We start from the raw sequence: 12,486 nt of genomic DNA on the forward strand, positions 1-12,486 counted from the left end.
TTCATTGGCGGCTTCATCGGATAAGACGAAGGAAATAAATGATGTCGTTCAAAACTAAAATACTGCTGCTGACCTTATTACCGGTGATGTTGTTTGCGCTTGTTTTAGGTTTGAGCGCCCGTGGCACGTTGCAGTCCCAGGCCGAGCAGGAAGTCGCACAGACTCGCGAGCGGCTGCTCGAGGAAAGCCGCACTCGACTCACGGACTACGCGAGCATCGCTCGTACTTCCATCGCCGAACTCTATGATCGGGCCGCGACCGGGGACCTCGCCAGCCGCGCCTTGGCAATCAGCCGCTTGTCCAAAGTGAAGTATGGCGACGACGGCTATTTCATCGGCTACGACAGTCAGGTTGTGCGCCTGTTTCGCGGTGACAGCAGCGAAGGCGTCGGCACCAATATGAGTGATCGCAAAGACATCAACGGGAAGTTCTTGAATCGTGAAATGGTCGAAGCGGGAAAAAACGACACCCACTTCGTCACGTATTCAGGTGGGGTCGTCAACACCGATAAAGTCGTGCCCAAGCTCGCTTACAGTTTTTATTTGCCCAAGTGGGACATGGTCGTCGTCACCGCGATCAACCTGGACAGTATTGAAGTTCAGGTGGCCAAGGTGCGCGCCGCCGTTGACCAGCGCATCAGCAACCTGATGTACAGCATTGTGCTTATCGCCGTCGCGCTGATTGGCATTATCGGGGCGCTGGCGCTCGTGCTGGTCAAACGCAGTCTAGGCCCCTTGACCTTGATTCGGGCGCACCTTGACGAAATCGCCGCGGGGGAGGGGGACCTGACGCGGCGGCTACCGCAGGTCAGTCGAGACGAACTGGGGCAACTGGCCGGTTCGTTCAATGCCTTTATCGAAAAAATCCACAGCCTTGTCAGCCAGATCGTCGCCATGAGCGAACAGTTGACGGGGTCGGTCAGTCGGGTGGCCGAGCAGAGCAGGCAGATTGATCGGGCCATGGACCAGCAGCGCCAGGAAACCGACCAGGTAGCGGCGGCGATAAACCAGATGTCATCGGCGGCGCAGGAAGTGTCGCTCAGCGCGCAAAATGCTGCAGAAGCTGCCGTCGAGACCGACAAGCAGTCCCAGCACGCGCGGCAAATCGTCAATGGCAGCATTACTCGGATGCAGGCACTCAGGGGGGAGCTGGATGAGAGTGGGGTCTCCATGGCGAGTCTGCAAAACGATGTGACGTCGATCGTCACTGTGCTGGATGTTATTCGCTCGATCGCCGAGCAGACCAACCTTCTTGCGCTGAATGCGGCCATTGAAGCGGCCCGTGCCGGTGAGGCGGGGCGCGGTTTTGCGGTGGTTGCTGACGAAGTGCGCGCGTTGGCCAGTCGTACTCAACGCAGCACCCAGGAAATCCAGGTGATGGTTGAGCGTCTCAATAACGCAACCGGCGGTGTGGTCAAGGCGATGCATCAATCGACCGAAGCCGCGCAAGGCGCGAGTGCGCAGGCTGATCAGGCGGGTGAGTTCCTGGGCAATGCTGTCGAGCTGATTGCGACGATCAATGCGATGAACGCACAGATCGCCAGTGCCGCCGAGGAGCAGACCTCGGTGGCTGAGGAGATCAACCGTGGGGTCCATCAGATCGCGCGGGCCATTGATTCGGTGGCCAACCAGACTCAACTGGGGGTCAAGACGGTCGATGAGTTGTATACCATCGGCAGTCGTATGCAAGGTTTGCTGGGGCAGTTCAAAATTTGATGGTCTGGGCCTGGATTGACACGCAGCACGCGTCAATGCAGGCCAAGGCGATGATTGCTTTCATGCGCTATCCGGGTAAACGAAAACGCTCTTTCATCACGCGTTGACGGCCACTGCGCGTTGTTTGCGATACAAGATTGTCGTCGCGGTGAACCCGCACAGCGCAGCAAACATCAGCCAGTAGGCCGGCGATGCCTTATCGCCTGTCGCCTGCACGAGCATGGTCGACACGGCAGGCGTAAACCCTCCAAATACAGCCGTCGCCAAACTGAAGGCCAGGGAAAACCCCACAACCCGTACGTTTTGCGGCATCACCTCTGTCAGCGCAGCGACCATCGCGCCGTTGTAAATACCGAAGAAGAAAGAGAAGTACAGCAGTACGCAGAGCAGCCGTTCGAAACTTGCCGCTGCGGCCAGCCAGTGCATGGCCGGATACGCGGTGAATATGCACAGCAGGGAAATCGCCAACAATAAGGGGCGACGGCCGATGCGGTCGGAGAGTGTGCCGCCGATGGGCAACCAGATGAAGTTGCTCAGGCCGACGAAGAGCGTGACGACCAGGCTGTCGGTGGTGCTCAGGTTGAGTACGGAGCGGCCATAGGTGGGGGTGTAGACGGTAATCAGGTAGAACGTGGTAGTGGTCATGGACGCCAATAGACCGCCTGCCAGCACCGTGCGCCAGTTGTCGCGCATGGAGCGAAACACTTCATTGGCACTTGGGTGATGCCGGCGCGCTTTGAACGCCTCGGTTTCCTGCAGGGAGCGGCGGATGATGAAGATGAACGGAATAATCACGCAGCCGATGAAGAACGGGATCCTCCATCCCCAGGCAGCGACCTCGGCAGCTGCCATGGAGGCGTTGATGGTGTAACCCAGCGCTGCCGCAAGAATGATCGCCACCTGTTGGCTGGCCGACTGCCAACTGGTGTAGAAACCGCATCGCCCCGGTGTGGCGATTTCAGCCAGATACACTGAAACGCCGCCCATTTCCGCGCCGGCGGAGAAGCCCTGCAACAGCCGCCCCAACAACACCAATATGGGCGCCGCGATACCGATGCTGGCATAGCCGGGTACCAAGGCGATCAGGACCGTTCCGGCGGCCATGATCGAGAGCGTCACAATCAGGCCCTTGCGCCGTCCAACCTTGTCGATGTAAGCCCCGAGCACGATAGCGCCCAGCGGACGCATCAAGAACCCGGAACCGAATACGGCGAAGGTCATCATCAGCGAAGCGAACTCGCTGGTGGCAGGAAAGAACGTCTGGGAAATGTAGGTCGCGTAGAAGCCGAACAGAAAGAAGTCGAACTGTTCGAGAAAATTGCCGCTGGTGACCCGCAGGATGGCGCCCAGTTTTGAACCCTTGGACGGGGTGTCTTGCGTTGTTGTTTTCATCATGGCTACCGTGGTGATCAATCTTGTTTTTGGAATGACGGTGTTAGCGATCAGTCGCTTGCGGCGTTAATCGGGTTGGGTTGGCATTTTTCGATGGAATATTTGAGCAGCGCGGCGCTGCGGAAGATGCCGTGGGCGAACTTGCTGTAGGGCATGGTCAGGAAGAAAGCCATGACCAGGCCGAGATGGATCGCCAGCAACAGGCCCAGGGCAACGCTTTCGCGAAACGCCAGGAGCGCGAGGCCGCTGGCGCTGATGAGAAACAGCAGCGCGATAAAGCCGCGGTCCATGGGTTTCTGGTGTTCGTCGCCCTGTTCGGCGTTGCGACGCAGGTTCAACCACAAGAGCCCCGCCGGGCCAACCAGCAACCCGAGCCCGCCGGCGATGCCGAGCATCACCGGCACGCTCAGGACGGGGTAGGGCGCCGACCAGCCCAGCAGGAAATGGTAGAGCGTGGCCACACCGGTAGCGGCGAAGCACAGCATGAAGCCGTAGAAGGTGAAGTGGTGCATGCGCCGCCGCCACAAGGTGAATTGATCGTCGGCGTTATTGCAGCCCTCGCCATGGCCGCCATCCAGGTACTTGAGCGTGGCAACATTGGCGGTCGCTTCCAGCGCCGCCGACGTTGTTTGCCGGGGTGAGGCGTCGACCGGCGAGACATTGCGCCAGAAGCGCCGCACGCCGATCGTCAACGCGAGGACCGCGAAACCAAACACTGCGCCGAACATCAGGGCCAGGGTGTTATGCGGGAAGATCCCGTAGAAATTTCCCCCGGGCATTGGCGTGAACAGATTGCCCATCACCATCAGCGTCAGGCAGAGAAACAGGGCTAGCCCCGCGCCGGATGACAGCGCCAGGGTCAGCCCGTTGCGCCGGTATAAGGTGCCCATCACCTGCGGCCAGGCGTACTCGGCGTACGTGTCGAGGCGGACTTTGGCCATGGCTTTGGGCACGTTGATAGCAAATTCATGAGGGGCGGCGTACTGGCAGGCATGCAGGCAGGCGCCGCAGTTGTGGCAGAGGTTCGCCAGGTAGTGGATGTCTGCCGCCGAAAAGGCCAGGCGTCGGGTCATGGCCGGGAAGACCGCGCAGAAGCCCTCGCAATAGCGGCAGGCATTGCACACGGTCATTTGTCGCTGGACTTCGCTTTCATCAAGGTTGAGGACGGGAATCAGCGTGCCCGGCGCCTGGGGATCAAACAGCTGCATGGTGCGGCTCCTGGAATGAAGGGGACATGAAGCCGGCCGCGGCGGCGGCTTGCGCACCGGCGATGCGACCGAATGCGGTACCAATAGCCATGCCGATACCGGCGGTATAGCCCTTGCCCAATACGTTGCCTGCCATCATTTCTCCGGCGACAAACAGGTTCGGGCTGGCCTTGCCGTTGAAGTGAACGGCGGCCGTTTCGTCGGTCGCGAGGCCTAAATAGGTGAACGTCACGCCTGGCTTGAGCGGGTAGGCGCAGAAAGGCGGTTTCACCAAGGGGCGAGCCCAATGGGTTTTGGCGGGCGTCAACCCTTCGGTGTGGCAATCGTCCAGGGCGGTGTGGTCGAACGTGCCGACGCGGCAGGCCGCGTTGTAGGCCTCGATGGTTTTAACGAACGGCCCGACGGGCAGGTTTAATTGGCGGGCCAACGCTTCCAGAGAGTTGGCGGTGGTCCCTGAAAATACCGGCGGCATAAAACGGCCGACGGCCTGCTGGTCGATGATCGAATAGGCTTGTTGGCCGGGTTGACCCGCTACCAGGCGACCCCAGATCGCATAGCGCTTGGGCCAGAAATCCTCGCCTTCATCATAGAAACGTTCGCCGTCGCGATTGACCACTACGCCCAGCGACACGCAGTCGATGCGGGTGCAGATGCCACCGTCATACAAGGGCGCGCGGGCGTCGATGGCCACCATGTGCGCTTGGGTGGGGTCACCGATAAAGTCGGCGCCCAGTTGCTGCATGCGCCGAAGCAGTACGCCGGTGTTGAAGCGCGTGCCGCGAATCAAGAAATTGTCCGAAGGCCACTCGCCGCGCGCGTTTTGCCCCCACGCTTCACGCAGCCATTCGCGGTTGGATTCGAACCCTCCCGCCGCCAGCACGCAGGTCCTGGCCTGGATACGTTCGGCGGGCACGCGTTGCCCATCCACTTCACGTTCACCCAAGTGGGCCGCGACGAAGGTTCCATCCTTCAATTCAATGTCGGTCACTTGAGCGTTGTAGCGGATGGTCACGCCCAACCGCTCGGCGCTGCGGTAATACGCATTGACCAAGGCCTTGCCGCCACCCATGAAAAACGCATTGGTGCGCGCGACGTGCAGCGCACCGGACAGCGACGGCTGAAAATGCACACCATGGGCGCGCATCCAGTCACGGCAGTTCGATGAGGCGCGGATGACCAGGCGCGCGAGCTTTTCGTCGGTCATCCCGCCGGTGACCTTCAACAGGTCCTGCCAATACTCCTCTTCGGGGTAGGCGTCGACCAATACATCCTGCGGTACATCGTGCATGCAGCGCAGGTTGCGGGTGTGTTGCGAATTGCCGCCGCGCCAGGCCTTGGGCGCACCTTCAAGCAACATAACGCTGGCGCCGGCCTCTCGGGCCATTAACGCCGCGCACAAGGCGGCATTGCCGCCGCCAATGACTAATACGTCGATCATCATCACTCCTCGATCGCGAGGAGGCATGAACGAAGGGCTCCTCGCGAGTGGCGAGACCTTAGGGCAGCGAGCGTGGGGTCGAAAGGCGCGTTATCGGTTGGGGTGTTTAGTTTTCGTAAAGGCTTTGCGGGTTAGCGCATGCCGTGAAAGATAAGAGGGGGACGCTTGAGATCAGGGTGTGATGTCTTCGATCCACGAGGCGCCGGGCCATTGCCGATCCATGACCAGCTGTCGCGCCACGTCGGTGATGACCCGTCGCGCGGCCAGTGCGGCGGGCGCCAGCTCATCATCCGGCAGTGTCGCCAACAGGTTTCGTCGACCCACGTGAGCATCGGCGATTTCCACCACCGAAAGCCCCGATTCACCTTTGAGCGCCACCGCGGCGCCGGGCTGGATGGTCGCGGCGTGACCTGCGCGTACAGCGTTCATCAACACGGCCAGGCCATCCACTTCCATGATGATGTTGGGCGTCAACCCCGACCGTTCAAAGGCCGCCATCAGCGTTGAGCGCAAACCGTGTTGCGCGCTGGGCATCACCAGGGGAAGTTGCCCCAGGTCGGCCATTTGCACACGGGGGCCTTGCGGCGCATCAGGCAGGTGTGGCGAGCAGATGACAAATAGTTTCTCGTCAAGCAAAGGCGTCACGCTCCAGCGCTTGCCGCCTTCGAGTTGAAACAGAACGGCCAGATCGATTTGGCGGGCATTCAGCTGTGTGGCCAGGTGCCCGGAGAGCATCTCAATCAGGTGCAATTGAATATCTGGATATCGCGCCCGCATCGCACTGATCAATGGCAGGGCAAGTACCGTGGCCGTCGTGGGCGGTAATCCAACGGTCACGTAGCCACTCATCCGCCCACGGTGCGCGGCCAGGATCGCATTGTCTGCTTGCCGCAGGCACAGCTGGGCAGGGTGCAGGAACGCCATTCCGGCAGGGGTCGGTGTGACACCGGTGGTCGAGCGGTTCAGCAGGCGAGTCGAGAGTTCGCTTTCAAGTTTGGCGATTTGCTGGCTCAGCGCCGATACCCCCACGTCCAATTCAAGGGCTGCACGCCCCAGGCTGCCGTGCTCGACAATTTTTACGAAATAGCGCAGTTGTCTTAGTTCCAAGCGTTACGGCTCCATTTCAAATTGATACCGGTCCAGGTGACGGTGGGGAAGAGACATCCAACCACTCCGCGCCGCGCGATGATAAAGGTGACGGGGCGTTTCTGGAATTGGCGGTATGGAGTGGGCGCGGCTCGCGGCGTGAGCCTGCCGGTCGCTCAGTTGGCTGACATCCTCCACGACCGAGCGCGAAGCGGGCACGTTCAGACTATGCTCGCGGCCACTGATGGCAAAGTAATAGTTTCCCTCGCAGCCCCTCACCCCCGAGTTTCGTGGCTCACCCACCTGAATTGACATTTATCCAGGAGCGGCTAAGCCATACAGGGGTCGCTTTGTTTCACATAACGGTTGGAACTGATGGCGGGCATAAAAGCCCGCCCATGCCTGACGGAGAAATCATGAATATTCAGTTGAAGACTAAACGCGCACTGGTTACCGCCTCGACGGGCGGCATTGGTTTTGCAGTGGTCAAAGGGCTTGCCGAAGCGGGCGCTGCCGTTGTTATCAACGGCCGCAGTGAGCGTTCGGTGAACGAGGCGGTAGTGCGTCTGCTGTTGGCAGTGCCCGATGCGAGTGTCAGCGGTGTGGCCGCAGACCTGAGCACCGCCGAAGGTGTCGCCACCTTGCTGGCCGGTGTCAGTGATATCGACATCCTGGTGAACAATGCAGGCATCTATGGGCCTCAGGACTTCTTTGAGACCGGCGATGACGTTTGGGACCACTATTGGCACACCAACGTGATGTCGGGCGTGCGCTTGAGCCGTGCGCTGCTGCCGGCCATGGTTGCGCGCGGGTGGGGGCGGGTGGTGTTCGTTGCTTCCGAGTCCGCCCGCAATATTCCCGCAGACATGATCCACTACGGCGTCTCCAAGACCGCCCAATTGGCATTGGCGCGTGGCTTGGCCAAGCGCGTCGCGGGCAGTGGCGTGACCGTCAATAGCGTGCTGCCTGGGCCAACGCTGTCCGACGGCGTCGCTGAAATGATGAAGGGCGAGGTCGAGCGCAGCGGGAAATCCCTTGAGTCGGTGGTCACCGAGTTCGTCATGCAACATCGCCCAAGCTCGATCATCCAGCGCGCATCCAGCGTGGAAGAAGTGGCCAACATGATCGTTTATGTCTGCTCGACGCAAGCATCAGCCACCACCGGCGCTTCGCTCAGAGTCGACGGTGGTGTGGTAGACGATATTGTCTGACGGCCTTTAGTCCTCACGTCCTACTGCGCGCCAGGCCGCATCTGCAAGCTGCTGCCGCAAGAGCCCTGGGTTGCGCTGGACGCGGCCAGAGAGCCAGGCGCGGCAGTAGCTCTCCGCCGAACCGATGATCAGTGACGGTATCAGCTCGGAGGGCAGGGCCTGCAAATTCTGCCGGTGGGCCGGGTCGCTGAACCACTTCTTGAGTGCGGCGTTCCTGGCGAGATTCGCCTCGGCGAGCCGCTCATTGAAGCTGCTGCGGGCAACCGCAAAGCGCGCCTGGTACTGGAAGCGCGCCCAATCGGGTTGGCTGACCACCCAATCCACGTAGCTGAACACCAGGGCATGCACCCATTCCTTGGTCGACGTCACAGCGGCAAGGTAGCTGTCCCTGAGGCGCGCCTGATCGTCCAGGGCGGTCATGTACAACGCCGCGACCAAGCCTTCCTTGTTCTCGAAATGATGATAAATGGCCCCCACGCTCATCTGGCTTTCGGCACGGATGATGTCGATGGTGGTCGCTTCAATGCCCTGCTGGTTGAACAGCGCCAGGGCACATCGAAGGATGTGCCGCTTGGACTCGGCACGACGGCCTGGGTAGCAGCGTTCGAGGAGATCGACAGGTTCCATTTTTCGGCCCAGGCAAAAAGGGGCCATGGTAATTGAAACCGAGGCTTGGCACGAGAGATTGACAGGCTGAGCGTTTACAGAATATTGTTCTGTAACAGAGCAATATTCTGTAATTGAGTAATGTTTTGTCCACGACTCCAGCCACCTGACCCGAGATATCCCATGAGCCAGACTCTCAGCATGTACCAAAGCGTTGGTCCGTCCGCTTTCAGCAATATGGCCTGCCAGATGGCACCGTACTTCGGCACCATCAACCCGGAAATTTCTGTATTGGCCCCCGGCCGCGGTGAAGTGAAGGTGCCGTTTCGCAAGGAAATCACCAATCACCTGGCGTCCGTTCACGCTATCGCGCTGTGCAACGCGGCAGAACTGGCGGGCGGCATGATGACCGAAGTGTCCATCCCCAGCGGCGCTCGCTGGATTCCTAAAGGCATGAGCGTCGAATATTTGGCCAAGGCCAAAACGTCCATCCACGCGATTGCCGACGGTAGCGAAATCGACTGGCAGACCTCGGGCGACAAGATTGTTCCGGTCGATATCTTCGACGAGGCCGGGGTGAAGGTCTTTACGGCACGCATCACCATGAATGTGAAAGTCGGCTAGATCGCCTGGGTTACCCGCCGTTCCAGGCAGGTGCGGCGGGTCGGGATTAGGCAACGCGATGTGAACGACATCGGGCGGTCGTACCAGTAAGGGGGAACTTGCGGTGTGATCGAATGTGCAGGCAATTGCGGCTTTTCGTTTGGAGCGTCCTGACGGGCCGTTCCGGGATGGGGACCTCAAATTAGCGGGGCGGCGTTTTTTTAAAGTCGAAATTTGTCCCTGGCTATGCCCTCGTAAGTCTTGGAATTCATTGGATTCAGACAGAAGGCAGTAGACCTTAATTGCCGCTAAGTAATTGTTATAAAACAGTTTATTGAATTTTATGGGGTGCCATTACAGGCTATCGGGGTCGCCGAAAAACATTTTGACTGGGCTCTAGGACAACATTTTCAGGCAGAAAAATTTCAAATATGCCCCCAATGTTGCCCCCAGGTCGCTCGTGATACACGAGCGAACGAAAAATGGCGCCTACCTCAGGAATGCTCTATCACCATCACCGCTGTGGTGTCCGCCTCAAGTGCTTCGAACACGTGAGGCACATTCGCCAGGTAGCTGATGTAGTCGCCGGCATTCAGCAATACAGGCCCAGTCGCCGGGCCAATATGGGCGCTGCCGCTGCACAGTACTACGTGCTCTACGGTTCCCGTTGGGTGAGGCTGAGACAGCCGAACTTCGCCGGGCTGCACCTTGAGCCGGTAGATGTCGCGCTGTACTCCCGCCTGGCAATCGGCAAGCAGTGTGGCTGCGTAATTGGCAGTCTCGGCATAGGCGGTCATGCCCTCGTTGGCGCGAATCACCCGCAACGGCTGTTGGGGTTGCTCGAAGAACCGGGTGACTTGCAAACCCATTGCCATCGCCAGCGACCATAAGGTTTCAATGCTGGGGTTACCGATTCCTGACTCCAATTGAGACAAGGTCGACTTAGCCACCCCGGCGCGCTTCGCCAGCTCGGTCAAGGAAAGTCCTGCGGCCAAGCGTTCGCGTTTGATTGAAAGCGCCAGCAGATCGATTCGGCTCGGGTTATTTTTCGGCGGAATGTTCGTTATGTCGGTCATTTGTTTTATAAATCATCCTTAACTGGGTTGACGCTCTTTGGCGCAGTGTTCATTATAGTGGTCATTAATTCATTATAAAGTTCGTTTTGCCGAGACAGCGTCCGCGAATAGCGGCTTAGGTTACGGCAATGTCGGCGGCAAGGAAGCAGTGAGTGATGAAGTCGCAAACCCGTGGGACACTCGAAATGATCTCGGCCATGGTCATCTCCGGCACGGTAGGCTGGTTCGTCATTATGTCGGGGCAGGCCCCGGAGGCTGTGGTGTTCTGGCGTTGTTTGTTCGGGGCCCTGGCGATGCTGGTCACGTGCCTGGTGCTTGGGGTGCTGCGCCGGTCCCTGATCACCGCCCGGCAGTTCATTCTGGTGTGCCTGGGCGGGGTGGCGCTGATCCTCAACTGGGTGCTGCTGTTCAGTGCTTACAAACATTCCTCTATCGCCATTGCCACGGTGGTCTACCACGTTCAACCGTTCATGCTGGTCGGTCTGGGTGTGCTGTTTTTCGCTGAACGCCTCAGCGCCGTAAAGGTTGGCTGGCTGCTGTTGGCCTTCGCCGGGCTCATGTTGATCGTGTCCGCCAAGGGCAGTGGACAGTCCACTGCCACCGACTACTTGCTCGGCGTCTGCCTCGCCCTGGCTTCGGCCTTCTTCTATGCCGTGGCGGCGGCGATCACCAAGCGCCTCAAGGACTTGCCCGCGCACCTGATCGTGCTGATCCAGATGGTGGTAGGTGTGCTGGTCCTTGCCCCGTTCGTGGATTTCAGCAGGGTCGATACGGTCGAGGGCGCCTGGACATACTTGATCATTATCGGCGTGGTCCATACCGGGCTCATGTCGACCCTGCTATACAGCGCCATCCAGAAAATCCCCACGGCGCTGGTCGGCGCACTGTCGTTCATCTATCCGATCGTCGCCATCCTGGTCGACTGGGTTGCCTTCGCCCATCCGCTCAGCGCCCTGCAAGTGCTTGGCGCGAGCGCGATCCTGCTGGCGGCGGCGGGCATGAATTTTGGTTGGTCGCTGGGCCGTGCCCCGCGTCAGGAAGTGACGTAGGGCCTGGCGCGACACCGCCCGCCATCTGAACCATCGTTAAATCAAGGGAGTTGATCGTGACTGTGATCTTGTGTGGCCTGGGAGGCTGCCTTCCGCCTCAGATAATTGACAATCAGCAAATTTCCAGCGGCCTGGATACCACGCCCGAATGGATAGAGTCGCGTACGGGCATTCGTGAGCGTCGAATGGTCAGTGACGGACTGAGCATGCTCGACCTGGCAATCAAGGCCGGCGCCCGTGCACTCGCCTCGGCGGAGGGGCGGGCGGTGCAGGCGGTGGTGGTCGCGACCACCTCGCCGGAGCGCATCTGCCCGGCGGCGGCACCGGAAGTGGCGTCGGTGCTGGGCCTGGGTGACATCGCCGCCTATGACATTACCTCTGCCTGCAGTGGCTTTGTGTATGGGCTGGCCACTGCTTCCGGGCTGATTGCCGCAGGTATCGTCGACAGTGTGCTGCTGATCGGTGCGGAAGCTTTTACCACCTTCGTCAATCCGCAAGACCGCGCCACCCGGCCGATCTTTGGTGACGGTGCCGGTGCGGTGGTCCTGCGCCGTGGCGAGGCGCATGAAGCCGGTGCCCTCGGTTGCTTCGACCTCGGCAGCGACGGTGCCCGTTCGGACCTGCTGGCCATTCCCGCCGGCGGCTCGCGACAACGTTCGGCCAGCGCCGGGCTGGGCCAAGAGGGGGTAGCGCCGGGTGATTTCTATCTGCACATGGACGGTCGCGCGGTCTATGAGCAGGCCGTTGCACGCATGTCCACATCGGCCCAGAGCGTGCTGGACCGCTCGCACTGGTCGATGGACCAGATCGATTGGTTCGTCGGTCATCAGGCCAATGTGCGCATCCTGCAGTCCGTGGCTTTCGAGCTGGGCCTACCCACAGAGAAGGTGGCGGTGAATATCCAGCGCCTGGGCAACACCCTGACGGCCTCTATCCCGCTGCTGCTCAACGACCTGGCCCTGCGCGGCGACCTCAAGGCCGGTCAACGTGTGTTGCTGAGTGCATTCGGCGCGGGCCTCTCGTGGGGCTCGACCGTACTGCGCTGGCCGCAACTGACTACCCGCAACAGCGAGTGGCAGGACTGATTCAGACTTTTCCCAAC

At 60.1% G+C, this 12,486-nt stretch carries 10 protein-coding genes and 2 pseudogenes; 6 read left to right on the forward strand and 6 right to left on the reverse strand.

The annotated features are described in order from the left end of the window. Positions 1 to 86 precede the first annotated feature (86 nt). Positions 87 to 857, forward strand: a pseudogene (locus ACODSV_RS23610) (cache domain-containing protein); the annotation flags it as partial. A 261-nt stretch (positions 858 to 1,118) separates the two neighbouring features. Continuing rightward, a pseudogene (locus tag ACODSV_RS23615) lies at positions 1,119 to 1,715 on the forward strand (methyl-accepting chemotaxis protein); the annotation flags it as partial. Between the two features lie 96 nt (positions 1,716 to 1,811). On the opposite strand, the gene ACODSV_RS23620 reads toward ACODSV_RS23615, so the two are convergent. The 4 genes from ACODSV_RS23620 to ACODSV_RS23635 form a co-directional block, all read right to left on the reverse strand. Beyond that, positions 1,812 to 3,110, reverse strand: a complete 1,299-nt coding sequence (locus tag ACODSV_RS23620; RefSeq protein ID WP_069075948.1) for an MFS transporter — start codon at positions 3,108 to 3,110, stop codon at positions 1,812 to 1,814. Positions 3,111 to 3,157: 47 nt separating this feature from the next. Beyond that, positions 3,158 to 4,315: a tricarballylate utilization 4Fe-4S protein TcuB gene (tcuB, locus tag ACODSV_RS23625; RefSeq protein WP_150054671.1), complete on the reverse strand. Its 1,158-nt coding sequence runs from the start codon at positions 4,313 to 4,315 to the stop codon at positions 3,158 to 3,160. Beyond that, entirely contained in the window at positions 4,302 to 5,753 is a 1,452-nt protein-coding gene (gene tcuA / locus ACODSV_RS23630; protein ID WP_150054670.1) for an FAD-dependent tricarballylate dehydrogenase TcuA, read from the reverse strand. Before tcuA ends, tcuB begins: the two co-directional genes overlap by 14 nt. 171 nt (positions 5,754 to 5,924) lie before the next feature. After that, positions 5,925 to 6,860 (reverse strand): LysR family transcriptional regulator, encoded by a 936-nt coding sequence (locus ACODSV_RS23635; RefSeq protein ID WP_024075613.1) that lies wholly within the window; start codon positions 6,858 to 6,860, stop codon positions 5,925 to 5,927. A gap of 395 nt (positions 6,861 to 7,255) precedes the next feature. On the opposite strand from ACODSV_RS23635, the gene ACODSV_RS23640 reads away from it, so the two are divergent. Further along, complete coding sequence (locus ACODSV_RS23640) at positions 7,256 to 8,050, forward strand: SDR family NAD(P)-dependent oxidoreductase (RefSeq protein ID WP_150054669.1); 795 nt, start codon at positions 7,256 to 7,258, stop codon at positions 8,048 to 8,050. Positions 8,051 to 8,056: 6 nt separating this feature from the next. Here the strand turns inward: ACODSV_RS23640 and ACODSV_RS23645 are convergent, their stop codons facing one another. After that, positions 8,057 to 8,677 carry a TetR/AcrR family transcriptional regulator gene (locus ACODSV_RS23645; RefSeq protein ID WP_069075952.1) on the reverse strand — a complete coding sequence of 207 codons (621 nt, stop codon included), beginning with the start codon at positions 8,675 to 8,677 and terminating at the stop codon, positions 8,057 to 8,059. 162 nt (positions 8,678 to 8,839) lie between these two features. Between ACODSV_RS23645 and ACODSV_RS23650 the strand changes: the two genes are divergently transcribed. Then, entirely contained in the window at positions 8,840 to 9,280 is a 441-nt protein-coding gene (locus ACODSV_RS23650) for a hotdog fold domain-containing protein (protein ID WP_024075610.1), read from the forward strand. 473 nt (positions 9,281 to 9,753) lie between these two features. On the opposite strand, the gene ACODSV_RS23655 is transcribed toward ACODSV_RS23650, so the two are convergent. Continuing rightward, positions 9,754 to 10,335 carry a helix-turn-helix domain-containing protein gene (locus ACODSV_RS23655; RefSeq protein WP_150054668.1) on the reverse strand — a complete coding sequence of 194 codons (582 nt, stop codon included), beginning with the start codon at positions 10,333 to 10,335 and terminating at the stop codon, positions 9,754 to 9,756. Between the two features lie 155 nt (positions 10,336 to 10,490). Between ACODSV_RS23655 and ACODSV_RS23660 the strand changes: the two genes are divergently transcribed. Beyond that, positions 10,491 to 11,384, forward strand: coding sequence for a DMT family transporter (locus tag ACODSV_RS23660; RefSeq protein ID WP_150054667.1), 894 nt, complete (start codon positions 10,491 to 10,493; stop codon positions 11,382 to 11,384). A gap of 62 nt (positions 11,385 to 11,446) precedes the next feature. Beyond that, complete coding sequence (locus ACODSV_RS23665) at positions 11,447 to 12,469, forward strand: beta-ketoacyl-ACP synthase III (RefSeq protein ID WP_454844024.1); 1,023 nt, start codon at positions 11,447 to 11,449, stop codon at positions 12,467 to 12,469. The last annotated feature ends 17 nt before the right edge of the window (positions 12,470 to 12,486 follow it).

Source organism: Pseudomonas sp. FG86 (assembly GCF_057808775.1).

What these genes read in the sequence shown, in the direction of transcription:
- ACODSV_RS23620 (WP_069075948.1), bottom strand. Translation starts at nt 3,110, where the DNA reads ATGATGAAAACAACAACGCAAGACACCCCGTCCAAGGGTTCAAAACTG.
- tcuB (WP_150054671.1), bottom strand. Translation starts at nt 4,315, where the DNA reads ATGCAGCTGTTTGATCCCCAGGCGCCGGGCACGCTGATTCCCGTCCTC.
- tcuA (WP_150054670.1), bottom strand. Translation starts at nt 5,753, where the DNA reads ATGATCGACGTATTAGTCATTGGCGGCGGCAATGCCGCCTTGTGCGCG.
- ACODSV_RS23640 (WP_150054669.1), top strand. Translation starts at nt 7,256, where the DNA reads ATGAATATTCAGTTGAAGACTAAACGCGCACTGGTTACCGCCTCGACG.
- ACODSV_RS23645 (WP_069075952.1), bottom strand. Translation starts at nt 8,677, where the DNA reads ATGGAACCTGTCGATCTCCTCGAACGCTGCTACCCAGGCCGTCGTGCC.
- ACODSV_RS23650 (WP_024075610.1), top strand. Translation starts at nt 8,840, where the DNA reads ATGAGCCAGACTCTCAGCATGTACCAAAGCGTTGGTCCGTCCGCTTTC.
- ACODSV_RS23655 (WP_150054668.1), bottom strand. Translation starts at nt 10,335, where the DNA reads ATGACCGACATAACGAACATTCCGCCGAAAAATAACCCGAGCCGAATC.
- ACODSV_RS23660 (WP_150054667.1), top strand. Translation starts at nt 10,491, where the DNA reads ATGAAGTCGCAAACCCGTGGGACACTCGAAATGATCTCGGCCATGGTC.